Consider the following 26,460-nt stretch of genomic DNA (forward strand, 5'->3'; position numbering starts at 1 on the left):
TCTTCATCTCCGGCATTCCATAACGCGTCGGAACAGACAGGTGGCATGCCCCCGGCGATCAGCGTGACCGATCTTTCCAAGACCTATGCGTCAGGGTTTCAGGCGCTGAGCGGTGTGAATCTCGAGGTGCAGGCCGGCGAAATCTTTGCCTTGCTGGGGCCCAATGGCGCCGGCAAGACGACATTGATCAGCGTCATCTGCGGCCTGGTCAATCCTAGCTCAGGCCAGGTGTTGGTCGATGGTCATGACAATATCCGTGACTATCGCGCGGCGCGAGCGCGGATTGGATTAGTGCCTCAGGAGCTCACCAATGAGGCTTTCGAGACGGTGTGGAATTCGGTCAGCTTCAGCCGCGGCCTCTTCGGCAAGGCGGCGGACCCTGATCATATCGAGCGTGTGCTGCGCTCGCTGGCGCTGTGGGAGAAGCGCAATAACCGCTTGATCACCCTGTCCGGCGGCATGAAACGCCGGGTGCTGATTGCCAAGGCGTTATCGCATGAACCGACCATTTTGTTCCTCGACGAACCGACCGCCGGCGTCGATGTCGAGCTTCGGCGCGAGATGTGGGAGGTGGTGCGTGGCCTACGCGAGAACGGCGTGACGATCATCCTCACCACTCACTATATCGAGGAAGCCGAGGAAATGGCCGATCGTATTGGGGTGATCCAGCGCGGTGAGATCATCCTGGTCGAGGACAAGCGAACCCTGATGCAAAGCCTGGGGCGCAAACAGCTGACCCTTGAGTTGCTCGATCCCTTGGTGGCGCTGCCCAATGCCTTGGCCGACTATCCGCTGACGCTGTCAGAGGATGGCCGTCAGCTGACCTATCGCTACGACACCCGGCAGGAGCATACGGGTATCGCGGGCATGCTCGAGGAGCTCAGGAAGGCCGGCATCCACTTCCAGGATCTGCATACCGAGCAGAGCTCACTTGAAGATATTTTTGTCAGCCTGGTAAGGGAGAACCCATGAATCTTCGCGGCATGATGGCCATTTACCGCTCCGAAATGGCGCGTACTCGGCGTACGCTGCTGCAGAGCATCGTCTCACCGGTACTCTCGACCTCGCTTTACTTTGTGGTCTTCGGCTCGGCGATCGGTTCACGCATCACAGAGGTGGGCGGTATCAGCTACGGTGCCTTCATCGTGCCCGGGTTGATCATGCTGATGCTGCTCACGCAGAGCGTGTCCAATGCGTCGTTCGGCATCTTCTTTCCGCGTTTCTCCGGCAGTATCTACGAGCTGCTTTCGGCGCCGGTGTCCTACATGGAAATCGTCATGGGCTATGTGGGCGCGGCGGCGAGCAAGTCGATTGTGCTGGGCCTGATTATTCTGGCGACGGCAGGGCTTTTTGTCCCCCTCGAGATCGCTCACCCGTTCTGGATGCTGTTTTTCCTGGTGTTGACGGCGTTCACCTTTAGTCTGCTCGGCTTCATCATTGGCATCTGGGCCGAAGGGTTCGACCGTCTGCAGCTGGTGCCGCTCTTGGTCATCACGCCCCTGACCTTTCTTGGCGGGACTTTTTACTCCATCGATATGCTGCCGCCATTCTGGCAGGGCGTGACGCTTTTCAACCCGGTGGTCTATCTGGTCAGTGGTTTCCGCTGGAGCTTCTATGGGGTGGGCGATGTCAGTCTGGAAGCGAGCCTTGCCATGGTGATGGCGTTTCTGGTGGTGAGTCTTGCGGTGGTGAGCTGGATTTTTCGCAGCGGCTACCGGCTCAAGCCCTAGGCGGCTAACCGACTCACCGGCCCGCATCTGAACTTCTTCCCTGCCAAGCCGGTCGCAGTCGGTGTTAGCGTCATGACGCTATATCACACCCAAGAGGTCATACCCATGCTTGAAGCCATTCAGCAGTTCTTTCAGCGCACCCTGGTCACTTCGGAACAGGACAATGATGGGCCGACCCTGGAGCTGGCGACGGCTGCGCTCTTGTGCGAAGTGGTACGCGCCGATTACCACCACGACAGTCGAGAACTCGATGCGCTGCGTGAGATGCTCTTGCGTCACTTCACACTCGGTGAGTCCGCCGTCGATGAGTTGATGGTGTTGGCGCGTCAGGAAGTCGAGGATGCCGTGGATCACTACCAGTTCGTGAGCCTGATCAAGGAGCGCTACGGCTATGAACAGCGGATGGAGCTGATCCGCCTGATGTGGCAGCTGGCCTATGCGGATGGCGAGTTGAGTCCTTTAGAAGAGCATCGCATTCGGCGTTTGGCCGATCTTCTCTATGTCAGGCACAGTGATTTTATTCGCGCCAAATTGAGCGTGCAGGAGACGCTCAGCGGCTCGAGTTGATGGCACGCTTTCGCGGGTCCACATACCAAGGCAGCCCAGACCGGTCGTTGTGCTCCAGTTCAGCGATGACCTGAGCCCCCAACAGCAGGATGATGGCGCCGACCTCAAGGGTCAGCAATACGATGATGATGGTCGCAAGCGAGCCATAGACCACATTCACCAGTGACAGGCTGGCGAAATACACGACCAGTAGCTGTCGTACCCCTTCCCAGAGCAGTGCCGCCACAAAGCCGCCAACCAGTGCCCGTCGCAGGGCGATATGCACCACGGGGAGCACCTTGTAGATGGCGCTGAACATGGCAAACATACCCAGGAAGCTGATCAGGTTAAGGGCTGGCTCGGATAGGCTCGCAAGTGGCAGATTAGTGCCGAAAATGGCCAGCATAGCGTCATTGAGTGCGTCGATCGTGGATACCAGCAGCGTGAGGGCAAGCAGGCCAGTGCCGAGGACCAGAATGAAGGCATAGGGCAGCAATACGGAAACCCAGACGCTGCGTTTTGCTGCGTGATCCGGATGATGAAAAATGATCGCCATGCAGTCCTCGAGCATGCGAAAGGCGAAAGAGCTGAAGATCAGCAGTACCGGAAGGCCGATCAGGCCGATGGCATCCCGCGATTCAAGCAGAGTCTGCACGGCATCCAGTAGGATGCTGGCATGCGTCGGTGTCAGATGGTTCGCCTGTAGCGATAGAACATCCAGCAGATGCTGTTCGTTGGCGACATGAGTAAGCAGCACGCAAAGCAGCGCAAAGAGCGGTACGATCGACAGCAGCACGTTGTAGCCCACTCCGCCAGCAAGCAGGATGCCCCTGTTGCGCAGAAAGGCCTTTAGCACTCGCCAGACGAAGCGCGCCAGGCGGGGAATAAGGCGGGGCAGGGCGGAGAAGTAATGCGTCATGCACAACGTCCTTGTGGGGCCGGCGATTTGCACAGTGGCTACCATCATAAGCGCAGGAGGACATCGGCGGCCATCTAGATGGTCAGTCGAGGTATGACAGGAGGATAGCGTGGCATCCGAAACGGATAACTTGCTGGTCTACGATGGTCAGTGCCCATTTTGTCGCCGCTACGTGCGTTGGTTGCAGCTGCAAGATGCCGCGGGAGAGCTCCATCTGATTGATGCACGCGGTGACGACCCGGTGATTGATGACGTGCGAGCACTCGGCTTCGATCTCGACAAGGGGATGGTACTGAAGCTCGATGCGCAGTGGTACCACGGGGCTGACGCTTTGCGTGTCCTTGCCCTGCTCAGTAGTCCGGTAGGCGTCTTCAATCGGCTGAATCGACGCCTCTTCGGTGGCCACAAGCGCGCCAATAGCGGGTATCCGCTGCTGCGTGGATTACGTGGTCTTGTGCTTAGGGTGTTGCGGCGCCCGTCACTGCAATATTCATCGCGCCAGCGAAACCCTCGCTCTTGCAGGGGGGAAGAGGACGACAGTTGAGGGCCCGGCGTCGCCTTTGTGTGCCATTTTTGGCAATAATGGTGCTGATGAGACCACGTCCCCGCCAGGAGTCAGCCGATGATCGTCAACTGTGTCGCGTATGAGCACGGGCATCGCCAACGGGACATCCGCGTCGAGGATATCGCCGAGGCCATGCAGAATCCCGACTGCTTTGTGTGGGTCGCCTTACATGATCCAGATCCCGAGGAATTCAAGCGATTCGAGGAGGTGTTTGATTTCCATGAGCTGGCGGTAGAAGACGCACTTCACGGCCAGCAGCGTCCCAAGATTGAAGAATATGGCCAGTCCCTTTTTGCCATCATGCGTCCGATCACCTTGGTGGATGGCGAATTCGACCAAGGCGAAGTCGCCGTGTTTCTCGGAGAGCGTTATGTGCTGTCGGTTCGCCAGCATGCCAGCCAAGGGTTTCTTGGCGTGCGCGCACGTTGCGAGCGCGAGCCACAGTTGCTTCAGCAAGGCCCGGCTTTCGTACTCTATGCCCTGTTGGATGCGGTGGTAGATCGCTACTTCCCGGTGGTCGAGTCGCTGGAGGCTGAGCTTGAGGAGATCGAGGATCAGATCTTCATTCGTGGCACGGCACGCTCCAGTCTCGAGCGCCTCTATCAACTCAAGCGACGCACGATGTTGTTAAAACACGCCGTCACCCCGCTTGCCGAAGCGACGGCACATCTGGTCGGCGGTCGTGTGCCGGCGCTATGCCTCAATACCCGTGAATATTTTCGCGACGTGTATGATCATCTCCATCGCATTGAGGCCGGGGTCGATAACATCCGCGAAACCATCATCACGGCGATTCAGGTCAACCTGTCGATGGTGGCGATCGACGAGAGCGAAGTACACAAGCGGCTTGCCGCCTGGGCGGCCATCTTCGCCATGGCGACCATCCTTGCGGGTATCTGGGGCATGAACTTTGAGCATATGCCCGAACTCGACTGGCGGCTCGGTTACCCTATTGCCTTGTCGGTCATGGGCGTTGCCTGCGGGACGCTATACTGGCGCTTTCGCCGGGCGGGGTGGCTCTAGACCGTGGGATACATCCGTATCGATCAATCCCCATACCATCAGGCTGGCTATTAATGCCGGATATAAGGATTCAGGTAATGTTGGAAGTATCGCGACAGATCGTGATCAACGATGATGAACTTGACTTGCAAGCGGTTCGCGCCCAGGGCGCAGGTGGGCAGAACGTCAACAAGGTCTCCTCGGCGATTCACCTGCGCTTCGATATTCGTGCCTCGCATTTGCCCGAGGGCGTAAAGGAGCAGCTGCTGGCGCTTCGGGACAAGCGCATCAGTCGCGACGGTGTGGTGATCATCAAGGCGCAGGAGCACCGAACTCAGGAACGCAATCGTCAGGAAGCGCTGGCGCGACTCAAATCCCTGATCAAGCAAGTGCTCTATGCACCGAAGAAACGTGTTCCTACCCGTCCCAGCAAGGGCGCCAAAAAGCGGCGCATTGAGCAAAAGAAGCAGCGCGGCAAGCACAAGGCCCTGCGTGGCAAGGTAAGCAAACAGGCCATCGACTGATCCTTGAGCATGGCAGTCAACGCTAATATCCCCTATCTTGAACGCTTGGCCTGGACAGCTAATGTCCGGGACTGCAATGGTTCAATTGCCGCGGTGAGCACGTATCAGCCGGGCTGAACGGGAGACGAAACGATGGCGGATCAGTCGGTAGGTGAACTACTGAAGGACAACCGGGTAAAAGCGCTGGTCGTAGTGCTGGTGCTTGTGGTGCTCTATGCCTTCTATGCCAGTTCCAACGCAAGCAGCGAGCGTGAGCAGCGTGAACAGCTCCAGGACAGAGTGGCAGAGCTTGAAAACGAACGTGAGGCAATGAGTGAGCGTGTCTCTGCCTTCAGTGAAACCTATGAATCCATTGAAGAGGCAGAAGCAGCGCTTGCGGACCTGAATACTCAGGCCGAAGACGCCAAGTCTCGCCTAGCGACCATCGAAGAAAATGTCAGCGAGGCGCAGTCTCGTCAGGATGCCCTGGCGACAACTATCGATGAGCGTCAGGCGACACTGGACGAACTCGATGCCACGGTCGCCTCTCGTGAAGCGAAGAGCGAGGCGTTGTCGGAGCAGGTTGAACAGGCCACTCAGGAACGTGATGAGTCGCAAGCGACGCTCGAAGAGAACCGGAGTGCCATTGCCGATGCGAAAGGCCGTCAGGCTGAGTTGGAGAGCGACATCGCAGCGCTAAACGATACCCGTGATGCGCATAAGCAAGAAGTTGCCAGCTTGGAAGAGCAAGTCGCCTCGCTTGAAGCCAAGGTTGCTGCCGCCGAGCAGTCCTATTCCCACGTCGACGAAAAACTGACGCAGGCACTGGATCAACTTGATGCGACACAGCAAAAGCGTTCCGACCTAGAGGCGCAGCTCGCCGATCTGACCGATAAAACCGATGCGCGTCGCAATCAGCTTGACCGCCTCGAGGCGCAGCTTGCCGAATGGCGAGAAGAGCTCAGCGACGTATCGGTGAGCTCGCAAGCACAGGACTCCGAGACTGACGACGCCTCTGGTTCTTCTGCCATGAACGACGAGATGTCCACAAATGAGGATAGCGCCAAATCCTCAGAGCAGGACGCCAGTCAGGCAAAAGCCGACGAAGCCGAGAGTAATCAGGCGGAAACTCAGAAGGCGGCCGGCCAAGCGGGCAATGCTGAGACAGACAGCAATCAGACGGAGGCCCAGGAGGAAGCGGGTCAGTCGGACGCTTCAGACTCAAAGAGCGACCAGACGGAGATTCAGCGGGATAAAGCAGAGGGGGGCGAGTGACCCAACGTCTCTTCAGACATGAAATTACTTGAAGTAACGACATGCGCAGAGAAATCAGTGGCATGTACGACGGCCCCCTCTTTAGGGGGCCGTTTCGTATCCATCAGCTTGGCTGGGTGTCGTAGGCGAGGCCCTAAATGATCCGCGATGATGGTTCGCCTCATCGCGCCTGGGAGCGGTTAATGGGACGGGAGAGTCCGCTCCAACAGTGCCAGGACCTCTTGGTCACTGGTCTGACTGAAGCGTTGATACCACTGACCCACCGCCATGAAATCCTCAGGTGTATGCAGGCAAATGATCCGGTCGACGGTAGCCTCAATCTCGTTCAGGCTATCGGCAGCCGCCACCGGTATGGCCACAATCAACTCGCCAGGGGCTTGTTCTTTCAAGGCCTCCACGGCGGCCCGCATGGTAGCGCCGGTAGCGAGTCCATCGTCGACAATGATGACGCGGCGCCCAGCAATGCGTGGCCGCGGACGCTGGCCACGATAGGCCTGCTCGCGGCGGTGTAGCTCCCGGGTCTCATGGGCAATAAGGGTGTCGAGCCTCTCCTGAGTGACGCCCAGGCCTGCAATCAGCTCGTGATGAAGGATGCAGACACCGTTGCCGGCGATGGCGCCCATGGCAAATTCTGGATGCCAGGGCACGCCGAGTTTGCGCACCACGAATACATCCAGTTCTCCGCCTAGTGCCTGAGCTACCTCGAAGGCAACTGGCACGCCGCCACGGGGTAGCCCCAGGATCAGGGGTGTGGGGGGGTGTCGATATTCCGTAAGTGCCATGGCGAGGTGGCGCCCGGCATCGTGTCGATCTTTAAAAAGCATGATGTGGCGGCTCTGGAAAGCTTACCTTTAACGTAGCGCATTCTATATTGACGAGTATCGACCGCAGCCTTCGACATGAGGCGATAGTCCCATCGCGCACAGCCTCACTGCTCGAGGAAAGTCTAAGAATAAAAGTTGACTATTCCGCTTGGGATTAGTCGGGGGCTGCAGGTTATAATCGACGCATAGCGGCAAGCGATGCCGACGACCAACGACACAGGAGAAGAGGGTAATGGAGGGTGTAAAGCATATCGTTGCCGTAGCGTCGGGCAAGGGCGGCGTAGGCAAGTCCACTGTGACGGTCAATTTGGCGTTGGCCATGGCAGCCGAGGGCTATCGGGTTGGCCTGCTGGATGCTGACATCTATGGCCCCAGTCAGGCGCAGATGCTGGGCATTGGTGAGGGCGTTCGGCCAAATCAAGTAGGGGAGAACCGTTTTGCTCCTCTCAACGCTCATGGTATTCAGGCCATGTCGATGGCGTTCCTGGTCGATATCACCGAGCCAATGGTATGGCGCGGACCGATGGTGGCCGGTGCTTTCCAGCAGCTGCTTAACCAAACGGTCTGGGATGATGTTGATTATTTGTTCATCGACATGCCGCCGGGTACCGGTGACATCCAGTTGACGCTTGCTCAGAAGGTCGAGGTTGACGGTGCAGTGATCGTGACCACCCCGCAGGACATTGCGTTGCTGGATGCCCGCAAGGGCATCGAGATGTTCCGTAAGGTCAACGTGCCGGTGCTGGGTATTGTCGAAAACATGAGCCTTCATGTTTGCTCGCAGTGCGGTCATCAGGAACCGATCTTCGGCGCTGGCGGTGGTGAACGCATCGCCGCCCAGTATGAGACGGCGCTGCTCGGTCAGCTGCCGCTGAGCCTGGGTATTCGCGAGCAGGCCGATGGCGGTCAGCCTACCGTGGTTGCTGAGCCTGAAGGGGATGTGGCCCAGACCTTCCGCAAGGTGGCGCGCTCCGTGGTCGAGGGCGTTACCTCACAGCAAGCCGAGGGCCCGAGCATCTCCTTCGGCGACTAGGCGCCCATACTGCGGCATGGGCCTGTTCGGGGGCCTGTGCCGGCCACACGTCTTTTGGAATGCCGTCAGGGCCGTTATGATAGCGGCCCTGTTTTTTTTGCCCTTACCTTTACTGACGCACCCCAAGGAATCTCCGATGAGCATCAAGTCCGATAGCTGGATCCGTCGCATGGCCGCCAGTGACGCCATGATTGAACCGTTCATGGAGGACCAGGTGCGTTACGTCAACGAGCAGCGGGTGATCTCCTACGGCACCTCCAGCTATGGCTACGATGTGCGTTGCTCCGATGAATTCAAGGTGTTCACCAATATTCACTCGGCGGTGGTCGACCCCAAGGCCTTCGACGAAAAGAGCTTTGTCGACGTCAAGGGGGATGTCTGCGTGATCCCGCCCAATTCCTTCGCTCTGGCGCGCACGATTGAGTACTTTCGCATCCCGCGCAATGTGCTGACCATCTGTCTTGGCAAGTCGACCTATGCGCGTTGCGGCATCATCGTCAACGTCACGCCCCTGGAGCCTGAATGGGAAGGACACGTGACGCTCGAGTTTTCCAATACCACCAACCTGCCGGCCAAGATCTACGCCAATGAAGGGGTGGCGCAGATGCTGTTTCTGGAATCCGATGAAGTCTGCGAGACCTCTTACAAGGATCGGGGTGGCAAGTACATGGGGCAGCGCGGCGTTACGCTGCCGCGCACCTGATGGCGCACCTGATGATCTAGCATTGGCAACAGCCAAGGTGGCATGGCAAAGCCGGGCGTTGGACGCCCGGCTTTTTGGTGTCTGGAGGATAGCAAATGCGAGTAGGCGCTAGGATTGCGTGCTGTCTGCCGCCGGCAGGCAGACCACGCCGTGGCCTTGCATGGGTTCGAGCGGCCCGCTGAAGTGGCGATTGAGCTCCGGTAGCAGTTCTCGCACGCAGCGCAGGAACAGCTCGGTGACTGGCGAAGGCGGTCGGTCCTTGGGGTAGACCGTGCACCAGGAGCGTTTGAGCGGAAAGCCCGGCAGCTTCGGCGAAGCCAGCAGGCCGGAGGCGATTTCCAACTGCACGGAGAGTCGCGGCAATACCGCGACGCCCAGGTGCGCCATGATGCCCTGCTTGATCGCCTCGTTGGTGCCAAGCTCGATGGTATGCGGCAGCGATACCCGCTCTCTCGCGGCGAATTCTTCGAAGGCGGTACGCGTCCCGGAGCCGGGTTCGCGCATCAGCACATAGTGGCGGGCGAAGTCCTCGAGGCTAGGTTTCTCGGCCGTCAGCAGCGGGTGGCCGGGCCAGACCACCGGAATCATTTCATTATCGAGGATCGGCATGAAGGCCAATTGGGCATCCTGAGGCACCATGCCCATGATGACCAAGTCATCGCGTCGTTCAGCCAGGCGCTCGAGGGCCTGGCTGCGGTTGCACACACGCAAGCGGATGGTGACTTCCGGATAGCGGGCACGAAAGCGCGCCAGAATATGAGGGACGACGTACTGAGCAGTAGAAACGGCCGCCAGGTTGAGCTCGCCACGAATGGTGCCGGCGATCTCGGATAGCTCCATCTGAAGACTTGAGACCTGGCCGAAGATCGACGTTACCGAGGCGGCCAGCGCGTCGGCGGCAGGCAGTACATGGAGGGTCTTGCCGGCATACTTGAACAGCGGCTGCTCCAGTGCCTGCTCGAGCTGTCGGATCTGGGCGCTTACCGCGGGTTGGGTGAGGCCTAGCTGCTCGGCTGCTCGGGAGTACGACTGCTGGCGATGCACGGCCTGAAAGACCTGCAACTGACGAAATGTCAGGCGATTGAGCAGACTGGGTCGAGTCATCAGTATTCCCGCAAAAGACTAGCTATAAGGTATAGCTTATAGGTTGGCAAAAAAATATCAATTTTTCTATTGGTTCAACACCCGGTAGCGTGAAAAACGTCCTGCAGCGGGGTTGGCTGGATACCCGTGAGCCGCTGGATGAGGAAGGATGAATCGTCGACCTTCCGGGGGCTCTCGAGTGTTTCGCAGGCCCGCTCAGGACGCAACCCGTCACCCTGGAGATTCGAACCGTGTTCCAGAAGTTGTTGATTGCCAACCGCGGCGAGATCGCCGTGCGCATCGAGCGAGCCTGCGCTGAACTGGGCATTCGCTCGGTGGCTATCTATACCGAGCCCGACCGCTTTGCCCTGCACGTCAAGCGAGCCGATGAGGCTTACCAGGTCGGCGATGACCCCCTCGAGGGCTATCTTGATCCACGCCGCCTTGTTGATCTTGCGCGTGAAACCGGCTGCGATGCCATTCACCCCGGCTACGGTTTTCTGTCCGAGAATGATGAGTTTGCTCGTATCTGCACGGCCGCCGGTATCGCCTTCGTCGGCCCCAGCGCCGACGTGATCGCCCGCATGGGCGACAAGACAGCGGCCCGACGGGCAATGCGTGACGCGGGGGTGCCGGTCACCCCGGGGTCGGAGGGCAATCTCGATAGCTGTGCCGACGCGCTGGCCGAGGCCGAGCGCATCGGTTATCCGGTCATGCTCAAGGCGACCTCTGGCGGCGGTGGTCGCGGCATCCGTCGCTGCGACAATGCCGACCAGCTCGAACAGGCCTGGGGACGCGTGATATCCGAGGCCACCAAGGCGTTCGGCTCCGCCGATGTCTTTATCGAGAAATGCGTGGTCGACCCTCATCATATCGAGGTTCAGATCCTTGCCGATCAACATGGCAGCGTGATCCATCTCTTCGAGCGTGATTGCTCCATTCAGCGTCGCAATCAGAAGCTGATCGAAATTGCCCCTAGCCCCCAGTTGACGCCTGAACAGCGCGCTTATGTCGGCGAACTCGGCGTGCGCGCGGCCAAGGCAGTGGGCTACGAAAATGCCGGCACCGTGGAGTTCCTGGTCAAGGGTAACGAGATCTACTTCATGGAGATGAACACTCGGGTACAGGTCGAGCACACCATTACCGAGGCGATCACCGGGGTCGATATCGTTCGCGAACAGCTGCGCATCGCCAGCGGCCACAAGTTGTCGTTTCGCCAGGAAGATATTCATCACCACGGCTATGCCGTCCAGTTTCGCATCAACGCCGAAGATCCCAAGAACGATTTTTTGCCGTCTTTCGGGCGTATCACCCGCTACTACGCGCCCGGCGGGCCGGGGGTGCGTACCGATACCGCCATCTATACCGGCTACCAGATCCCCCCGTACTTCGACTCGCTGTGCCTGAAATTGGTGGTCTGGGGGCTGACCTGGGAAGAAACCCTCGACCGTGGCATCCGGGCGCTCAATGACATGCGCCTGCAAGGCGTCAAGACCACCGCCCCCTACTACGAGGAGATCCTGCGCCACGCAGACTTCCGTAACGGTCATTTCGATACCGGCTTCGTGCCGGCGCATCCTGAACTCTTGCAGTACTCGGTCAAGCGCAACCCCGAAGAGGCGGCCTTGGTGATTGCTGCCGCCATTGCTGCCCACGCCGGCCTTTAAGGAGAATTTCATGACAAAGACAACGGCTTCCTCTGCCGCCACCGATGCCGTCAGTATCACCGATGTCGTGTTACGCGACGGTCATCAGTCGCTGATCGCCACCCGCCTGCGCACCGAAGACATGCTGCCGGTATGTCCTGCGCTTGATGCCGTCGGCTTTCATTCTCTGGAAGTCTGGGGTGGGGCAACCTTCGATGCTTGTGTGCGCTTTCTCAAGGAAGACCCCTGGCAGCGACTGGTACAGCTAAAGCAAGCCTTGCCCAATACGCCGCTGCAGATGCTGCTGCGAGGCCAGAACCTGCTCGGCTACCGTCACTATGCCGACGACGTGGTGGAGCGCTTCGTGGCCAAGTCGGCCGACAATGGCATCGACATCTTCCGCGTCTTCGATGCCCTCAATGACCTGCGTAACCTGGAAACGGCCATGCGTGCGGTCAAGGCCAGCGGCAAGCACGCTCAGGGCACGCTCTGCTATACGGTCAGCCCCGTCCACACCCTTGAGCGCTATGTGGCGGATGCTCATCGCCTGGTCGACATGGGCGCCGACTCCATCGCCATCAAGGACATGGCCGGCCTGCTGACGCCTTATGCGACCCAGGAGTTGGTCGGGGCGCTCGTCGAAGCCGTCGAGGTACCGGTGCATCTGCATGCCCACGCCACGTCCGGCCTGGCATCACAGTGTCATCTCAAGGCTGTGGAAGCAGGCTGCCGCCATATCGATACCTGCAACTCGGCTTTTGCCGGGGGTACCAGTCATCCGTCCACCGAGGCCATGGTGGCGGCCTTCAAGGGCACACCCTTTGATACCGGCCTCGATCTGGAATCGATCAAGGCGGTGGGGGATCAGCTGCGTGAGGTGCGCAAGAAGTACGCCGGTTACGAGAGCGAATACACCCGCGAAGATGTGGCGGTGCAGATCAACCAAGTGCCCGGCGGCATGATGTCCAATCTGGCCAATCAGCTCAAGGAGCAGAATGCCCTGTCGAAGATCCGCGAGGTATTCGACGAGATTCCACGGGTGCGTGCCGACCTGGGTTACCCACCGCTGGTCACCCCGACCTCCCAGATCGTGGGCACACAGGCGGTGATGAATATACTCACTGGCAGTCGCTACAAGTCGATCACCAACGAGGTCAAACGTTACTTGCTGGGAGGCTACGGGCAGCCACCAGCGGCGGTCGAGGAGGGGCTCAAGAAACGGGCGATCGGCAACCAGCAGATCGAAGAAGGGCGGCCGGCCGACCAGTTAAGCCCCGAGATGACCCGCCTGACTGCGGACATCGGTGAGCTCGCCGAGGGCGAAGAGGACGTGCTGACCTATGCCATGTTCCCGGATATAGGGCGTGACTATCTCCAGGGGCGTCGTGACGGCAGTCTGGTGCCCGAGCCGCTGCCGTCGCCAGTGGCGAGCGATGCACAGCGCCCGGTCACCGAGGCCACACCGACCGAGTTCGTGATCGACGTGCACGGCGAGTCCTACGAGGTGCAGATCACCGGCGTCGGTAGCGATATGAGTGGCAAGCGCCAAGTCTATCTGACCCTCGACGGCATGCCGGAGTCGGTGGTCTTCGAGGCTCGCGACAGCTATGACGCCGGGTCGGCCAATGCGGGCGGTCGTGCCCGCGCGACCGGCAAGGGGCACGTGACGACGGCCATGCCGGGCAATATCGTCGATGTACTGGTAGCCGTCGGTGATAAGGTCGAGGCCGGTCAGGCGGTACTGATCAGCGAGGCCATGAAGATGGAGACCGAGGTGCATGCCCGCCAGGCCGGCAGCGTGGTAGCTATCCATGTGGCCAAGGGCGATCGCGTCACGCCGGGCGAGGTGTTGATCGAGATCGAGTGACTCGCATTGGCTAGATGATGCCATCGACTGGAGCATCGTCAGGCTGGGCTTTGGTTAAGGCTTATGGGAGTTTGGCGTAAATAGAGGGTAGCGATGAGTGGCAAACGACTAGGGGGTGACGAAGGCAATCGCCCCTCTAGTCGAGTCCTAATAAAAGCATACGGATCGTCAGTCAGTGACAGGGAGCGGCCTTTCGCGATAGGCTATATTGCATCGCAGCATGGTCTTGAACGGCCTGCATCCCACCGACTATCGGGAGAATTGTATGCTTGCTGCCTATAACGCCATGACGAACACGGCTTTATCATTTTTTGATCCGCTGGGGTTCGGGCGAAGTGCCATGGACTATTGGCGCGATACCGTCGAACGTCAGGTGCTGTTCCTGGATGTAATGCGTGAACGAGGCAACCAGTACCTCGAGCATATGGAGCAGACCAAGCCCAATGTGCTTGGCTTCGAATCTGAGTTGATCATGGACGGTCGCGATTTGCCGCGGCCGGTCAACTATGAGCTGATGCGCATCCTTCCGCCGGCAGGCGTCGAGGTCGATCCGGACATGCGGCCCTTCGTGGTCGTCGATCCTCGCGCGGGCCATGGTCCCGGCATCGGCGGCTTCAAGCCGGACAGTGAACTGGGTGTGGCGCTGCGCGCCGGCCATCCCTGCTATTTCATTGGCTTTTTGCCGTTCCCGGTACCAGGCCAGACGGTCGAAGATGTGGTGGACGCCGAGATTGCTTTCCTTTGGGAGGTCATCGCCCGCCATGATCATCTGAACGAAAAGCCCATGGTCGTCGGCAACTGTCAGGCGGGTTGGCAAATCATGATGGCCGCGGCGCTGGAACCCGATTGCTTCGGCCCGATCCTGATTGCCGGTGCACCTTTGTCCTATTGGGCCGGCGAGCGCGGCAAGGCCCCCATGCGCTATGCCGGTGGCATGAACGGCGGCAGTTGGACCACAGCGCTTGCCGGTGATCTTGGCGCCGGGCTTTTCGATGGCGCTCTGCTCGTGCAGAACTTCGAGAAGCTTAATCCGGCCAACACCCTCTGGACCAAGCAGTACCGCCTGTATGCCAATGTCGATAGCGAAGCGGAACGCTACCTGCAGTTTGAGCGCTGGTGGGGCGGGCATGTGGTGCTCGGTGCCGAGGAAATCCAATATATCGTCGACAACCTGTTCGTCGGTAACAAGCTGAGTAATGCGCGACTGACCACCCGGGATGGCCGCCGGATCGATCTGCGCAACGTGCGCTCGCCCATCGTGGTGTTCTGCTCGAAGGGCGATGACATCACGCCGCCCCCGCAGGCGCTTGGCTGGATCAGCGATCTGTATGGCGATGTCGACGATATCGTTGCCAACGAACAAACCATCGTCTACTGCCAGCATGATACGACGGGGCATCTGGGTATCTTTGTGTCGGGCAGCGTGTCGCGTAAGGAGCACGCCGAGTTCACCGCCAACATGGATTATATCGATGTGCTGCCGCCGGGGCTTTACGAGACCACGGTGACGGAAAAGGCCTCTCGTGGCACTGCCGAGGCAGTGCATGTGGATGGTGACTACCTACTGGAGTTTTCTCCGCGAGGCATCGACGACATCAATGCGATCGTCCAGCCCCATGCCGAGGATGAGCGCCGTTTCGCCACCGTCGCACGGGTGTCCGAGATCAATCGGGGTATCTATCAGATGCTCGTTCAGCCCTGGCTGAAAGCCGTCATGACACCCGAGGCGGCGCGCTGGATCCGTCGCATGCACCCGATACGCCTGGGCTACAAGCTGTTCTCTGATCGCAACCCCTTGATGGTGCCGGTCCCGGTGCTGGCTGAGCGCATTCGTGCCGACCGGCATCAAGCCGGACCCGAAAATGCCTTTCGCCAGATGGAGTTCACCCTGTCCGATCAGGTTGAATCCTCTCTTGAAGGCTATCAGCAGGTGCGTGACCAAGCGACAGAACGCCTCTTCCAGGAGCTCTATGGCCAGCGTTGGCTGCAGACCATGGTAGGTCTGGGGGTAGACGGTGAGCCGGTGAGGCGTCGTCCGGGCATCGAGCCCGAGCATCAGCGCTTCGTGGCCAATCGGCGGGCCGAGTTGCATGCGCGTGTTGACCAGGGCGGCCCACATGCTGCCGTGATGCGCTCGCTGATTTTTGTGCTGGGCGGCGCGCCGTCCACCGACGAGCGAAACTTCAAGCGCCTTCGTGCGACCCGCGAAGAGCTCGAGCCGAACCTCAAGATCGAAGATTTCAAGGCCTTGGTACGTGAGCAGTTCTTCATTCTCAAGCTGGATCGGCGCGAGGCACTGAGTGCGCTACCGGTCATGCTTGAGGGGGCCAGTAACCAGGAAATCGACGATCATCTGGCGCATATCGAACATGTGCTCGCCGCCAGTGGTGAGCCGGGCGACCGCGCGGCCAAGCGACTGGAGACGATTCGTCGCTGCTTTGATCAAGCGCGTCCGGCGGCGTCACAGGTAAGCAATGGTACCCCCGAGGCGTCTGAGACCCTCGTTGACGCGCCTAATACGCGTGAGCAACAAGACACGCCGGGAGTGCCGGCTCCACAGTCTGAACAAAAGCCGCCCGAGCAAGAGCCGTCTGAGCAAGAACCGTCTGAGCAAGAGCCCGAGGCAATGCAGGCGGAAGATGCGGTGTCAGACAAGGCGCAACAGGTGGGCGAAGAGAAGGCTGAAACCACGGTGGAAGCGGCTGCCAGTGAACCTCAGGCCGAGCAAGATAAGGCCTCAGAGGCTTCTGCGGGTCCCGCTGCGGCTGATAAGCCGACGGATATCCCAGAACCGCTGCGCAAGGAGTCCAGTGCAGCTGCCAAGGGCGATGCAGCTACCCCATCCGCTGATGCTCCCAAAGAGAGTGCTAATGCCCCCAAGGGCAATAGAGCTCAGCGCCGTCGCGCTGCTCGCAAGTCCAAGGGGAATACACCACCTTCCGGTGATACCTGATTCTCTAGCTGAGACGTTGATCACCCGAGACGTTGATCATCTGACAAGCTGACAAGGCAGACCTCAAAAAAGCGCCGCCCTTAAGGGCGGCGCTTTTGGTTACGCTGACGCTGTCGCGTCTCCTGCGTCGTCGAGTTGCCTTCTGGCGCTAGACCCGCGCAGACACCCAACGCCCCGCATCGGGAATGCCGACCTCAAACTCTTCACCCACATAGGGTGAACTGATCAGGAAGTCGGCACTGGCTGCATTGCAGGCCACAGGGATATTCCACAGCGCTGCCAGGCGTAGCAGCGCCTTGACATCCGGGTCATGGGGCATCGGGGCAAAGGGATCCCAGAAGAAAATCAAGAGATCCAGGCGCTGTTCGGTGATGCGGGCGCCAATCTGCTGATCGCCGCCCAATGGGCCGCTCATCAGCCCCTCAACCTCAAGCCCCAATTCCTTTGAGACCCGCGTGGCGGTGGTGCCAGTACCCACGAGCTGGTGAGCCGCCAAGGTGTCCTGCCAACGCCGTGCCCAGTCGAGTAGCTCACCTTTCTTGCCGTCGTGAGCGATCAAGGCGATGCGTTTACGACCGGGCAGGGTGCGGGTCGTCTGCTGTCCAGGGCGTTGCTCACTCATGAATCATGTTCCTCGCTGGGCTGTGTCTGCGATCGGTTTAGCGTTACTGGACCGACAGGATTTGCATGGTATTGGTACCGCCATGCGCATTCATGTGCTCGCCGCGGGTCAGGATGATGTAATCACCGCTCTCGGCGATGCCGCGATCGGTCAGTTCCTTGATGGTCGCCTCATTCAGCTCGCCAGGATTCATGTTACCGGAGTTGAAGTAGAGGGAAACCACGCCGCGATACAGCGCCATGCGCCGTTGGGCGATGGGGCTATGGGCGAAGCCGATGATCGGCAGCCCCGAGCGGATGCGCGAGGCGATCAGCGGGGTGTAGCCGGTAGCCGTCATACAGGCAATGGCAGCCACACCCTTGAGGTGATTGGCGGCATACATCGCCGACAGCGCAACGGTCTCATCGGTCTGGCTGAAGCCTTCATGGATGCGGTGGCCGGACTCCTGAGCGCTGCGTTCACGCTCTGCCCCCAGGCACAGGCGATTCATCGCTTCAATGGTCTCGACCGGGTAGTCGCCGGCGGCGGTTTCCGCCGAGAGCATGACCGCATCGGTGCCGTCGAGTACGGCATTGGCAACATCGAAGACCTCGGCACGTGTCGGTAGCGGCGATTCGATCATCGACTCCATCATCTGCGTGGCAGTGATGACGGCGCGATTAAGGCTACGTGCGCGTTTGATGATGCGCTTCTGCACGCCGATCAACTGAGCATCGCCGATCTCGACACCCAGGTCGCCACGCGCCACCATCACCGCCTCACTGGCCATGATGATGCCGTCGAGCGTTTCGTCATCGGCGACGGCCTCGGCACGCTCGACCTTCGCCACCAGGCCGATTTCCTTGCCGGCCTCGCCGAGCAGGTCGCGAGCCTCCAGCATGTCGGCGGCCGTGCGCGGAAAGGAAACCGCCAGGTAGTCGACGCCAATATCGATGGCGGTCTTCAGATCCGCTTTGTCCTTGTCGGTCAGTGCCGCCGCGGAAAGCCCGCCGCCCTGTTTATTGATGCCCTTGTTGTTGGAGAGCTTGCCGCCCACTACCACCTTGGTGTGAACCTCGGGGGCGTTGACTTCCTCGACCTCAAGCACCAGGCGGCCGTCATCCAGTAGCAGCATGTCGCCGGCAGACACGTCTTCGGCCAGTGACTTGTAGTCACAGCCCACACGCTTGGCATCGCCGGCGTTGCTGTCCAGGGAAACGTCCAGTACGAAGGACTGGCCTTCTTCCAGGTGGACAGCACCATCGGCAAAGCGGGCGATGCGAATCTTGGGACCCTGCAGGTCGCCAAGCGCCGCCACGCTCCTGCCGAGCCGGTCCGCAATCTCGCGAACGCGACTCAGGCGTTGGCGGTGATCATCCGCTGAACCGTGAGAGAAGTTCAGTCGTACGACGTCGACACCGGCAGCGATCATCTCCTCGAGCACGCCCTCGTGGTCACTGGCGGGGCCTAGCGTGGCAACGATTTTGGTGCGGCGGATCGGGCCGTTAAGGGCATTCGACATGCGTCTCTCCTGACGAGTGAGCTTGGTTTCGGTGCCTGATGGCGACCGAAAAGTAGGGCTGAATACGGGTGGCAAATTGCCATGTAGTGATTTTACTACATCATAGTACACCACGCTCCCGGCTAGCTGAAAAGCCCGATGCCTCTTGAGGTTTCGTGACGCTGTTGGCACAGATATTACGAGCTTAACTCGCCAAGATGACAGTTGAAGTGACCTTAATAAAGGTGGTGGAAGCCTTGCCGAGGCCTAGCGGCGCGGTCTAGGGTCAGATAACGAGTCACGTCGATGACTGGCGCCGCACCAATCGCTGGGGTAGGGTAGGCGAATTTTTCAGCCGCTAATGGATGTTGGCACAACGAGATCGTCTCGGGGCATGCTGCCCGGGCTGACACGATTATTTGGAGTACTATGGGCAAGTCACTGGTCATCGTCGAGTCGCCGGCCAAGGCAAAGACGATCAATAAATATCTCGGCAACGATTACATCGTGAAGTCGAGCGTGGGTCATATTCGCGACCTGCCGACCAGCGGCTCGGGTAAGGCATCCAGCGATCCCAAGGAGCGTGCCCGCCAGGCGGCCGCGACCCGTAAGATGTCTCCGGACGAGAAGGCGGTCTACAAGAAGCGCAAGTCCTGGGATCAGCTGGTTCGGCGGATGGGGATCGACCCCGAGCACGGTTGGGAGGCGGAATACGACATCCTTCCCGGTAAAGAGAAGGTAGTCGCAGACCTCAAGAAGCATGCCGAAAAGGCCGACGCCGTCTATCTCGCGACCGATTTGGACCGTGAGGGTGAGGCCATTGCCTGGCACCTGCAGGAAACCATTGGCGGAGAGCCTGAACGCTACAAGCGTGTGGTCTTCAACGAGATCACCAAGAATGCGATTCAGGAGGCGTTCCAGGATCCGGGGCAGCTCAATATTCCGCGGGTCGAAGCGCAGCAGGCGCGGCGCTTTCTCGACCGCGTCGTGGGGTTCATGCTCTCGCCGCTGCTTTGGAGCAAGGTGGCCAGGGGCCTCTCTGCCGGTCGGGTTCAGTCGGTGGCGGTACGGCTGATTGTCGAGCGTGAGCGTGAGATTCGTGCCTTCGTTCCCGAAGAGTTCTGGGACGTGCACGCGGATCTGACGGTGGGCAACGCGACGGATGACGCCGAGCCGATTCGCTTCGAGCTGGTGCGTCAGGACGGCAAGACGTTTCGCCCGACCAGCGAAGCCGAAACCCTCGAGCGGATTGCGGGTCTGCGCAAGGCCTCACTGGCCGTCACGGCCCGCGAAGACAAGCCGACCCGTTCCAAGCCCAACGCGCCCTTTATTACCTCGACGCTGCAACAGGCCGCCAGTGGCCGGCTGGGTTACTCCGTCAAGAAGACCATGACCATGGCGCAGCGCCTCTACGAGGCGGGTTACATTACCTACATGCGTACCGACTCGACCAATCTGTCGAAGGATGCGATCGAGGCGGTGCGTGGCCATATCGACGAGGAATACGGCAGTCGCTACCTGCCTGACGCCCCCAACCGCTATTCGAGCAAGGAAGGGGCTCAGGAAGCGCACGAAGCCATTCGCCCCTCGAATGTGGCGTTCAAGGCGACCGACCTGGTGGGCATGGAGCGCGATGCCGAGCGTCTCTACGAGCTAATCTGGCGCCAGTTCGTGGCGTGTCAGATGACGCCGGCGGAGTACCTGTCCAGCACACTGACCGTCGAGGTCGACGGCTATGAACTCAGGGCCAAGGGCCGAGTGCTCAAGTTCGACGGTTACACCCGCGTGATGAAGCCCGCCGGCAAGAAGGAAGAGGATCAATCGCTTCCCGATCTTGCCGAGGGCACGCCGATGCAACTTGAGGCGCTCCATCCGCAGCAACACTTCACCAAGCCGTCCGCGCGTTTCACCGAGGCGAGTCTGGTCAAGGAGCTCGAGAAGCGGGGAATTGGCCGGCCCTCGACCTATGCCGCGATCATCTCGACCATTCAGGACCGTGGCTACGTCAAGCTCGAGAGCCGGCGCTTCTACGCCGAGAAGCTCGGTGACATCGTCACCGAGCGACTCAGCGAGTCCTTCCCCGACCTGATGGACTTCTCCTTCACGGCGCGAATGGAGGATAACCTTGATGAGGTGGCTGAGGGCGAGCGTGACTGGCGCGAGTTGCTCGATGCCTTCTACAGCGAGTTCCGCAAGGAACTCGAGGTGGCCGAGAGCGAAGAGGGTATGCGACCCAATCAGCCGGTGCCGACCGATATCGACTGCCCGACCTGTGGGCGCAAGATGCAGATTCGCACCGCCTCGACCGGGGTCTTCCTTGGCTGCTCGGGTTATAACCTGCCGCCCAAGGAGCGTTGCAAGACCACCATCGATCTTATCCCGGGTGAGGAAGCCGTGGCCGCTGACGCCGGTGAAGAGGCAGAGACCGATGCGCTGCGCGCCAAACACCGCTGTGGTCTCTGCGGTACGGCCATGGACAACTACCTGATCGATGAGACCCGCAAGCTGCATATCTGTGGCAACAGCCCTGATTGCGAGGGGTATGAGATCGAGGAAGGGCACTTCAAAATCAAGGGCTATGAAGGTCCGGTCATCGAGTGCGACAAGTGCGGTGCCGAAATGCAGCTGAAGAGCGGTCGCTTCGGCAAGTACTTCGGTTGTACCAGCGAAACCTGCAAGAACACCCGCAAGCTGCTGCGCAGCGGTGAGGTGGCACCGCCCAAGATGGACCCCATTCCGATGCCGGAACTGGCCTGCCAGAAGGTCGAGGATCACTATGTGCTGCGCGATGGTGCCAGTGGGCTCTTCCTGGCGGCCAGTCAGTTCCCCAAGAATCGTGAGACCCGTCCGCCGCTGGTGCGTGAGCTCAAGGCCCACGCCGAGGAGCTACCCGAGAAATATCACTTCCTGCTCAAGGCGCCCAGCGAGGACCCGGATGGTCGCCCGACCCAGATCCGGTTTTCACGCAAGACCAAGACACAGTTCGTGATGACCGACGAGGAAGGCAAGGCCACTGCCTGGAAGGCGACCTTTGATGGCAGTAAGTGGCAGGTGGAGGACAAGCGCAAATGACGCAAAGTGGCCGCACCAATCAATTGCTCTATCAGGCTGAGCTGATGCTGGCGGTGCCGGCAGGCGATGATGAACACGCCGTGGCGCGGCGCATGGCCAGTGAAGAGGGGGCGCTTGCGCTGTTAGAGCTTGCGCTTAACTCGGCTCTGCGTGAGCTGACCGAGCATGCGCGGCTTCCGCGCCATGATTGGCGAGAGCTTCTGGTCCGTGATGCGCCCCCTGTCGCAGAATTGGCGCAGCTGCGTGAGTTGGCGGGGCAGGCAGATAGCTGGCTTGGCTGGTTGCTGGCTCGCCTCAATGGACTGCATGGCGTCGATGGCGTGGCGCGGCGTGACCTGGCAAGCCCGGTGACCATCGCTGTGGCGGGTCAGCGTTCATTGGGCGATGAGCTCGCTGGTTGTCTCAGCGAGTTCAAAACCACGTTGTCGCAGTTACGGGAAACCAGCGTCGAATGGTAGCGACGTCTGAAGCCCCCTCTCTCCGGCATGCAATCTCAGATGACGTCTCGGCCCGTCTGATGGTAATCTAGAGATATCGACAACGACCATGGATGATCGCCGTGGTCGTTTTTTATTGCCCCATCAGCTGGAGGGTTCATCCAGAATGTCAGAAACCGCTGTTCTGGAAATCGTCGAACTCAACGACGGTGAGATCGTGCTGCGCCACGCCGAAGGTGAAGGCGAGCCGCTGTTGCGCATCAATTTCTCCGAGGAAGCCGGCGATCTGTTGCGTCAGAGCCGCTTCGAAGTGGCGCGCGAGATGATTGATCACGCCATTACGCGCAGCAAGCTATGGCAGGAAGAGAGTGAAGAACCGGAAATCCCTTCCACCGTGCACTGAGGGCCTCTAATGGCCGCATCGCCTGGCGACGTTTCCCGCGTCGCCGTCTTTGTCGACGTGCAAAACGTCTATTACACCACTCGCCAGGCCTTTGGCCGCCATTTCGACTATCACGCGCTATGGGCGCGGCTGACTGACATCGGCAGGGTCGTGGTTGCCAACGCCTATGCGGTGGATCGCGGCGATCCACGCCAGCGTCAATTTCAGGCTATTCTGCGTGGCATCGGCTTTGACGTGAAGCTAAAGCCCTTCATTCAGCGCCGTGATGGTTCCGCCAAGGGTGATTGGGATGTAGGCATAGCCCTCGATGCATTCGAGGCGGCTGCCGATGTCGAGCGTGTCGTGCTGGTGTCCGGCGACGGCGATTTTGATCTGCTGGTGAGCCGTATGCGCGAGCGCTATGGGGTGCAGGTGGATGTCTACGGCGTGAAAGCGCTGACGGCAGAAGCGCTCATTCAGGCCGCTTCTACCTACGTGCCTATCGAAAATGGCTTGCTGCTCGGCCATTCAGGCCCAAGCTGATGTGTTCTGCCCGGTCAGGTTTCTTTCCCTTGTAGTCCCCGACTATTCGCCACATCAGGCTGTTTTTCTGTCATGAAGGCACGTTAATGACGCGTCCGTTGACCGCCAAGCCCCGATCGGCGTGCGGCCATGTTCTACTCGCCCTGATCAGGGTGATGAGTCCGCCAGTGCTTCTGCATTTCAAGGAAAGTCAGTGAGGCCGACCAGGTGATCAACATGAAGCCGGTCAGGGCCTCGGTGCCCATCACGAATCGGATAGGGCCGTCGGGTACAATATCGCCATACCCTAGGGTGGTGAAGTTGATTGCCGACAGGTAGACGAAATCCAGGAATCGCGGTGCTGTAATACCGACCACTTCGCCTGTGCCAGGCATGTCCAGTAGCAGGCTCATGGTAGCCGCAAAGGCCCATATCTGAGCAATATGGCTCCCCAGTAGTCCGAAGATAAGCGTCAAGAAGCGTTGGCGCTGTGAGCGGGTGGAGTGCTCCATGCGCCGGCTCAGGATCATCGATACTTCGTAGTGCAGCAACACGCATAGGGCGACGGTCAGCAGTGATGCCAGGACCACCAGCAGGCTGCCAGGATCAAGCAATGCGTCCAGCAAGGTGAGCTCCATTGATGTTCTTTCGGCGATTGATGCGAGACTGACGAGAGCCTACGCCGCAGCCATTTCAGCACGACCGACCCCAGTATTATCGGACATTTCGTGAATGGCTGTCAGATAGCCATGCACGGATAGTGAGTCTTGAGAGGCCCGCGTTGTCATTGGTCCCAGAATCCGGTAGAAACCTGTGAGCCTAACCTACAGCCACCCCGATCACGAGCCTGACCATGCGCCGACTGATTATTCTGCTTGTTGTGTCCTTGTTACCGCTTGGCGTTGCCGTCGGCGCCATGTCGCCCGACACCGATAGAGTGTCGTTGAATCCCGGCCCTCAAGAGCTATGGCTGCTGATTGATCAATCCTCGTCGAGTCTTGAGATCTATCGCGGCGATAAGATGGTCGAGCGTTTCTCCCCGGTGTCGGTAGGGCGGGGTGGTGTAAAGCGTCTTCGCCGTGAGGGCGACAGGTCGACGCCTTCCGGGGTTTTTCACATCAATCGCGTGAAGCTTAATAGTGATTTCCATATTTTCTTGGGGATTGATTTTCCCACCGCTGGCCATGCCCGAGAGGCCTGGGAGGCCGGCATGATGACGGGGCGCGAATATGGTGACTTCATGAGCGATCTTCGTCGAACAGGGCAGCCTCCTCAGGATACGGTGCTGGGTGGCTATATCGGTATCCATGGCCTCGGAGAAGCCGATCCCGAGATTCATCGGCGTTTCGACTGGACTCAGGGCTGTGTGGCAGTCACTAATGCGCAGATTGATTACCTAACGGACCTGGTGACGATTGGCACACGCGTAGTGATCCGCTAATCTGCATCTACGGAAGTTGCTGTTCTTCCATATAGACAACGAGTTGTGTCTATAATGGAGCGGCAATTGACCTAAAGGCTCTGGCTTGCCAGAGTCGACCTGTCGAGGCATTCCCCTGTATCGTATGAAACGAGCAGGGCCTGATAGAAATCGGGTATGCCCGGCTGAACCAAGGAAGACCCTCAAGGAGAACACCATGTCGAAGATCACTAACGCTCTGAAGCTGACCGCTGCCGCTGCATCACTGGCCGTGCTGGCTGGTTGTGCCTCTACCGGTGCTCTGGAAGAAGTGCGCACCACTGCGCAGGAAGCCAAGGCTGACGCCGCTCAGGCCAACAGCACTGCTAACCGTGCACTGAACACTGCAAACCAGGCGCAGCGCGATGCTAATGCTGCTATGCAGATGTCTGAAGAGAACCGTCAGGCAATGGATCGCATGTTCGAACGCTCCATGCGCAAGTAATTCGTATGTAGTCGAAGGCCGGCGACGCGATGGTGTTGCCGGCCTTGATGCGAGGGTCCTGCCGAAACGCAGGGCCTTTTTTTGTGCCTGAATACGGTAAAGACCGCTTAAGGCAGTGAAGGGCCTGACGCTGTTGGTGGCAGACAGCCCAAATAATCCGCGCGTGAATGCATAAAAAAACGCCTCGCATTAACGAGGCGTTTTTTCAGGCTAGGCGCTTCAAGGTGCGCCATAAATTGTCAGGCTCAGCTGGGCTCGACAAGGGCCTTTGCTGCTTCTACATCGACAGTCTTGGGGGTATCAGCAGCGATCAGCTCCAGTTGCTCGTAGAGCGTCTTGGGTGCCCTCTGCTGGTTTGGCGGGGCGGTATACTCGAGTGCAACCGGTAAGCCACCAGGCACCTCGACGACATCACGCAGGCGAGCATAGTCGACAGAGTAGTCGAGGCCTTCCACGGCCTGGTCAACCTGTGCCAAGGCGTTGGTGATGCGGTCGACGGTGGTGCCTTCTTCTTCATCCAGGTAGGGGTAGGCTTGCACGTAGAGAGTGCCTTCCGACCAGCCCAGTTTGAACGGCTCGTTGATCAGGCGCACGGTGGTGCCAACACCGACCTTTGCGAACAGAGACTCCACGTCTTCCGGCAGCATGCGGATGCAGCCATGGGTGACGCGCATGCCAATACCGTCTGGGCGATTGGTGCCATGGATCAGGTACCCCGGGATGTTGAGTCGCATCTTGCGCGAGCCCAGCGGGTTGTCAGGCCCCGCGGGTACGACGCTTGGCAGCTTGCCGCGACCGTCTTCGGCATGCTCCTTGATGATGGACTGCGGCGGATACCAGTTGGGGTTCTTGACCATCTGTGTGATCGACGTGGTGCCCAGTGGTGTTTTCCAGTCCATGCGCCCCACGCTGACCGGATAGGTTTCGACATGGGGCGCTTCGCCGTCCTTGGGTTCCGGGAAGAAGTAGATGCGCATTTCGGCCACGTTCACCACCACGCCTTCCCGCGGACCGGGAGGCAGAATGAAGCGCGACGGAATCACGATCTCGCTACCTTCTCCGGGATACCAGACATTGATGTCGGGATTGGCACGGCGCATCTCCTCATAGCCGATGCCATGGCGGCGGCCGATGTCGAGCAGCGTGTCTGAGCCCTCGGCGATAATGGTGCTCGTCTCGCCGACGATGTCGCCTTCCTCGGGAAGCGGATAGTGGCCTTGGGGCCATTCTGCTTCGCTCGAGGATTCTGCCTTGGCGGTTGGCTCGTCTGCGGCCTGAGCGTCAAGCGCCTGCAGCGACAGCGGCAATGACAGAAGCACGCCGGCAAGGAGCAGTCGCCAATGGGTGAGGCGCCAAGCGGGTGCAGTGCCACGGGGAGGAGTTTTAACCATC

Annotated in this window: 25 protein-coding genes; 18 read left to right on the top strand and 7 right to left on the bottom strand. The window is 59.6% G+C overall.

Annotation, left to right across the window (positions count from 1 at the left end):
• Positions 1-45: 45 nt before the first annotated feature.
• From ETC27_RS07485 to ETC27_RS07495, 3 genes are all read left to right on the top strand, one after another.
• Complete coding sequence (locus tag ETC27_RS07485; RefSeq protein WP_136254642.1) at positions 46-972, top strand: ABC transporter ATP-binding protein; 927 nt, start codon at positions 46-48, stop codon at positions 970-972.
• The gene (locus tag ETC27_RS07490) at positions 969-1,730 is read left to right on the top strand and encodes an ABC transporter permease (protein ID WP_136254381.1); all 762 of its coding nucleotides are present in this window, start codon (positions 969-971) and stop codon (positions 1,728-1,730) included. Before ETC27_RS07485 ends, ETC27_RS07490 begins: the two co-directional genes overlap by 4 nt.
• A 105-nt stretch (positions 1,731-1,835) precedes the next feature.
• Positions 1,836-2,297 carry a tellurite resistance TerB family protein gene (locus ETC27_RS07495; RefSeq protein ID WP_136254382.1) on the top strand — a complete coding sequence of 154 codons (462 nt, stop codon included), beginning with the start codon at positions 1,836-1,838 and terminating at the stop codon, positions 2,295-2,297.
• Here the strand turns inward: ETC27_RS07495 and ETC27_RS07500 are convergent.
• Positions 2,281-3,195: a YihY/virulence factor BrkB family protein gene (locus tag ETC27_RS07500; protein WP_136254383.1), complete on the bottom strand. Its 915-nt coding sequence runs from the start codon at positions 3,193-3,195 to the stop codon at positions 2,281-2,283. The two genes, ETC27_RS07495 and ETC27_RS07500, sit on opposite strands and share 17 nt — an antisense overlap.
• A 109-nt stretch (positions 3,196-3,304) precedes the next feature.
• Here ETC27_RS07500 and ETC27_RS07505 point away from each other — a divergent pair, with 109 nt between their 5' ends.
• From ETC27_RS07505 to ETC27_RS07520, 4 genes are all read left to right on the top strand, one after another.
• Positions 3,305-3,739 (top strand): thiol-disulfide oxidoreductase DCC family protein, encoded by a 435-nt coding sequence (locus tag ETC27_RS07505; protein WP_136254384.1) that lies wholly within the window; start codon positions 3,305-3,307, stop codon positions 3,737-3,739.
• Positions 3,740-3,817: 78 nt separating this feature from the next.
• Positions 3,818-4,783 (top strand): magnesium/cobalt transporter CorA, encoded by a 966-nt coding sequence (gene corA / locus ETC27_RS07510; protein WP_136254385.1) that lies wholly within the window; start codon positions 3,818-3,820, stop codon positions 4,781-4,783.
• 77 nt (positions 4,784-4,860) lie between these two features.
• Complete coding sequence (arfB, locus tag ETC27_RS07515) at positions 4,861-5,286, top strand: alternative ribosome rescue aminoacyl-tRNA hydrolase ArfB (RefSeq protein ID WP_136254386.1); 426 nt, start codon at positions 4,861-4,863, stop codon at positions 5,284-5,286.
• Between the two features lie 132 nt (positions 5,287-5,418).
• The gene (locus tag ETC27_RS07520; protein WP_136254387.1) at positions 5,419-6,540 is read left to right on the top strand and encodes a coiled-coil domain-containing protein; all 1,122 of its coding nucleotides are present in this window, start codon (positions 5,419-5,421) and stop codon (positions 6,538-6,540) included.
• A gap of 179 nt (positions 6,541-6,719) precedes the next feature.
• On the opposite strand, the gene ETC27_RS07525 is transcribed toward ETC27_RS07520, so the two are convergent.
• Positions 6,720-7,364, bottom strand: coding sequence for a phosphoribosyltransferase (locus ETC27_RS07525; RefSeq protein ID WP_136254388.1), 645 nt, complete (start codon positions 7,362-7,364; stop codon positions 6,720-6,722).
• 232 nt (positions 7,365-7,596) lie between these two features.
• Here ETC27_RS07525 and apbC point away from each other — a divergent pair, with 232 nt between their 5' ends.
• Positions 7,597-8,397, top strand: coding sequence for an iron-sulfur cluster carrier protein ApbC (gene apbC / locus ETC27_RS07530; RefSeq protein WP_136254389.1), 801 nt, complete (start codon positions 7,597-7,599; stop codon positions 8,395-8,397).
• A gap of 136 nt (positions 8,398-8,533) precedes the next feature.
• Positions 8,534-9,100 carry a dCTP deaminase gene (dcd, locus tag ETC27_RS07535; RefSeq protein WP_136254390.1) on the top strand — a complete coding sequence of 189 codons (567 nt, stop codon included), beginning with the start codon at positions 8,534-8,536 and terminating at the stop codon, positions 9,098-9,100.
• Between the two features lie 108 nt (positions 9,101-9,208).
• On the opposite strand, the gene ETC27_RS07540 is transcribed toward dcd, so the two are convergent.
• Positions 9,209-10,204 carry a LysR family transcriptional regulator gene (locus ETC27_RS07540; RefSeq protein WP_136254391.1) on the bottom strand — a complete coding sequence of 332 codons (996 nt, stop codon included), beginning with the start codon at positions 10,202-10,204 and terminating at the stop codon, positions 9,209-9,211.
• A 230-nt stretch (positions 10,205-10,434) separates the two neighbouring features.
• On the opposite strand from ETC27_RS07540, the gene ETC27_RS07545 reads away from it, so the two are divergent.
• The 3 genes from ETC27_RS07545 to ETC27_RS07555 all read left to right on the top strand — a co-directional run bounded on the left by ETC27_RS07545 (position 10,435) and on the right by ETC27_RS07555 (position 16,649).
• On the top strand, positions 10,435-11,850 hold the full coding sequence (locus tag ETC27_RS07545; RefSeq protein ID WP_136254392.1) for an acetyl-CoA carboxylase biotin carboxylase subunit: 1,416 nt from the start codon (positions 10,435-10,437) through the stop codon (positions 11,848-11,850).
• Positions 11,851-11,860: 10 nt separating this feature from the next.
• The gene (gene oadA, locus ETC27_RS07550; RefSeq protein WP_136254393.1) at positions 11,861-13,696 is read left to right on the top strand and encodes a sodium-extruding oxaloacetate decarboxylase subunit alpha; all 1,836 of its coding nucleotides are present in this window, start codon (positions 11,861-11,863) and stop codon (positions 13,694-13,696) included.
• Positions 13,697-13,961: 265 nt separating this feature from the next.
• Positions 13,962-16,649, top strand: coding sequence for a DUF3141 domain-containing protein (locus ETC27_RS07555; protein WP_136254394.1), 2,688 nt, complete (start codon positions 13,962-13,964; stop codon positions 16,647-16,649).
• A 148-nt stretch (positions 16,650-16,797) separates the two neighbouring features.
• Here the strand turns inward: ETC27_RS07555 and ETC27_RS07560 are convergent, their stop codons facing one another.
• Both ETC27_RS07560 and pyk read right to left on the bottom strand, forming a co-directional pair.
• Positions 16,798-17,271 (bottom strand): methylglyoxal synthase, encoded by a 474-nt coding sequence (locus ETC27_RS07560; protein WP_136254395.1) that lies wholly within the window; start codon positions 17,269-17,271, stop codon positions 16,798-16,800.
• Between the two features lie 43 nt (positions 17,272-17,314).
• Entirely contained in the window at positions 17,315-18,772 is a 1,458-nt protein-coding gene (pyk, locus tag ETC27_RS07565; protein ID WP_136254396.1) for a pyruvate kinase, read from the bottom strand.
• A gap of 408 nt (positions 18,773-19,180) precedes the next feature.
• On the opposite strand from pyk, the gene topA reads away from it, so the two are divergent.
• The 4 genes from topA (at position 19,181) to ETC27_RS07585 (ending at position 23,185) form a co-directional block, all read left to right on the top strand.
• Entirely contained in the window at positions 19,181-21,823 is a 2,643-nt protein-coding gene (gene topA / locus ETC27_RS07570; protein WP_136254397.1) for a type I DNA topoisomerase, read from the top strand.
• On the top strand, positions 21,820-22,281 hold the full coding sequence (locus tag ETC27_RS07575; protein WP_136254398.1) for a DUF6586 family protein: 462 nt from the start codon (positions 21,820-21,822) through the stop codon (positions 22,279-22,281). Before topA ends, ETC27_RS07575 begins: the two co-directional genes overlap by 4 nt.
• Before the next feature lie 145 nt (positions 22,282-22,426).
• Entirely contained in the window at positions 22,427-22,663 is a 237-nt protein-coding gene (locus tag ETC27_RS07580) for a hypothetical protein (RefSeq protein WP_136254399.1), read from the top strand.
• A 9-nt stretch (positions 22,664-22,672) separates the two neighbouring features.
• The gene (locus ETC27_RS07585; RefSeq protein WP_136254400.1) at positions 22,673-23,185 is read left to right on the top strand and encodes an NYN domain-containing protein; all 513 of its coding nucleotides are present in this window, start codon (positions 22,673-22,675) and stop codon (positions 23,183-23,185) included.
• A gap of 134 nt (positions 23,186-23,319) precedes the next feature.
• Here ETC27_RS07585 and ETC27_RS07590 read toward each other — a convergent pair whose 3' ends face one another.
• Entirely contained in the window at positions 23,320-23,802 is a 483-nt protein-coding gene (locus tag ETC27_RS07590) for a potassium channel family protein (protein ID WP_240724848.1), read from the bottom strand.
• Positions 23,803-24,017: 215 nt separating this feature from the next.
• On the opposite strand from ETC27_RS07590, the gene ETC27_RS07595 reads away from it, so the two are divergent.
• Positions 24,018-24,605 (top strand): L,D-transpeptidase family protein, encoded by a 588-nt coding sequence (locus ETC27_RS07595; protein ID WP_136254401.1) that lies wholly within the window; start codon positions 24,018-24,020, stop codon positions 24,603-24,605.
• A 196-nt stretch (positions 24,606-24,801) separates the two neighbouring features.
• Positions 24,802-25,068 carry an Lpp/OprI family alanine-zipper lipoprotein gene (locus ETC27_RS07600; RefSeq protein WP_136254402.1) on the top strand — a complete coding sequence of 89 codons (267 nt, stop codon included), beginning with the start codon at positions 24,802-24,804 and terminating at the stop codon, positions 25,066-25,068.
• Between the two features lie 245 nt (positions 25,069-25,313).
• On the opposite strand, the gene ETC27_RS07605 is transcribed toward ETC27_RS07600, so the two are convergent.
• The gene (locus tag ETC27_RS07605) at positions 25,314-26,459 is read right to left on the bottom strand and encodes a L,D-transpeptidase family protein (protein ID WP_136254403.1); all 1,146 of its coding nucleotides are present in this window, start codon (positions 26,457-26,459) and stop codon (positions 25,314-25,316) included.
• Between the last annotated feature and the right edge of the window lies 1 nt (position 26,460).

The sequence above is a fragment of the Onishia niordana genome (assembly GCF_004798965.1).
Lineage (GTDB): Bacteria > Pseudomonadota > Gammaproteobacteria > Pseudomonadales > Halomonadaceae > Onishia > Onishia niordana.

Bases quoted from the DNA above. Each gene is read 5' to 3' on its own strand.
- ETC27_RS07485 (WP_136254642.1), top strand. From the start codon at position 46: ATGCCCCCGGCGATCAGCGTGACCGATCTTTCCAAGACCTATGCGTCA.
- ETC27_RS07490 (WP_136254381.1), top strand. From the start codon at position 969: ATGAATCTTCGCGGCATGATGGCCATTTACCGCTCCGAAATGGCGCGT.
- ETC27_RS07495 (WP_136254382.1), top strand. From the start codon at position 1,836: ATGCTTGAAGCCATTCAGCAGTTCTTTCAGCGCACCCTGGTCACTTCG.
- ETC27_RS07500 (WP_136254383.1), bottom strand. From the start codon at position 3,195: ATGACGCATTACTTCTCCGCCCTGCCCCGCCTTATTCCCCGCCTGGCG.
- corA (WP_136254385.1), top strand. From the start codon at position 3,818: ATGATCGTCAACTGTGTCGCGTATGAGCACGGGCATCGCCAACGGGAC.
- arfB (WP_136254386.1), top strand. From the start codon at position 4,861: ATGTTGGAAGTATCGCGACAGATCGTGATCAACGATGATGAACTTGAC.
- ETC27_RS07520 (WP_136254387.1), top strand. From the start codon at position 5,419: ATGGCGGATCAGTCGGTAGGTGAACTACTGAAGGACAACCGGGTAAAA.
- ETC27_RS07525 (WP_136254388.1), bottom strand. From the start codon at position 7,364: ATGCTTTTTAAAGATCGACACGATGCCGGGCGCCACCTCGCCATGGCA.
- apbC (WP_136254389.1), top strand. From the start codon at position 7,597: ATGGAGGGTGTAAAGCATATCGTTGCCGTAGCGTCGGGCAAGGGCGGC.
- dcd (WP_136254390.1), top strand. From the start codon at position 8,534: ATGAGCATCAAGTCCGATAGCTGGATCCGTCGCATGGCCGCCAGTGAC.
- ETC27_RS07540 (WP_136254391.1), bottom strand. From the start codon at position 10,204: ATGACTCGACCCAGTCTGCTCAATCGCCTGACATTTCGTCAGTTGCAG.
- oadA (WP_136254393.1), top strand. From the start codon at position 11,861: ATGACAAAGACAACGGCTTCCTCTGCCGCCACCGATGCCGTCAGTATC.
- ETC27_RS07555 (WP_136254394.1), top strand. From the start codon at position 13,962: ATGCTTGCTGCCTATAACGCCATGACGAACACGGCTTTATCATTTTTT.
- ETC27_RS07560 (WP_136254395.1), bottom strand. From the start codon at position 17,271: ATGAGTGAGCAACGCCCTGGACAGCAGACGACCCGCACCCTGCCCGGT.
- pyk (WP_136254396.1), bottom strand. From the start codon at position 18,772: ATGTCGAATGCCCTTAACGGCCCGATCCGCCGCACCAAAATCGTTGCC.
- topA (WP_136254397.1), top strand. From the start codon at position 19,181: ATGGGCAAGTCACTGGTCATCGTCGAGTCGCCGGCCAAGGCAAAGACG.
- ETC27_RS07575 (WP_136254398.1), top strand. From the start codon at position 21,820: ATGACGCAAAGTGGCCGCACCAATCAATTGCTCTATCAGGCTGAGCTG.
- ETC27_RS07580 (WP_136254399.1), top strand. From the start codon at position 22,427: ATGTCAGAAACCGCTGTTCTGGAAATCGTCGAACTCAACGACGGTGAG.
- ETC27_RS07585 (WP_136254400.1), top strand. From the start codon at position 22,673: ATGGCCGCATCGCCTGGCGACGTTTCCCGCGTCGCCGTCTTTGTCGAC.
- ETC27_RS07590 (WP_240724848.1), bottom strand. From the start codon at position 23,802: ATGGAGCTCACCTTGCTGGACGCATTGCTTGATCCTGGCAGCCTGCTG.
- ETC27_RS07595 (WP_136254401.1), top strand. From the start codon at position 24,018: ATGCGCCGACTGATTATTCTGCTTGTTGTGTCCTTGTTACCGCTTGGC.
- ETC27_RS07600 (WP_136254402.1), top strand. From the start codon at position 24,802: ATGTCGAAGATCACTAACGCTCTGAAGCTGACCGCTGCCGCTGCATCA.
- ETC27_RS07605 (WP_136254403.1), bottom strand. From the start codon at position 26,459: ATGGTTAAAACTCCTCCCCGTGGCACTGCACCCGCTTGGCGCCTCACC.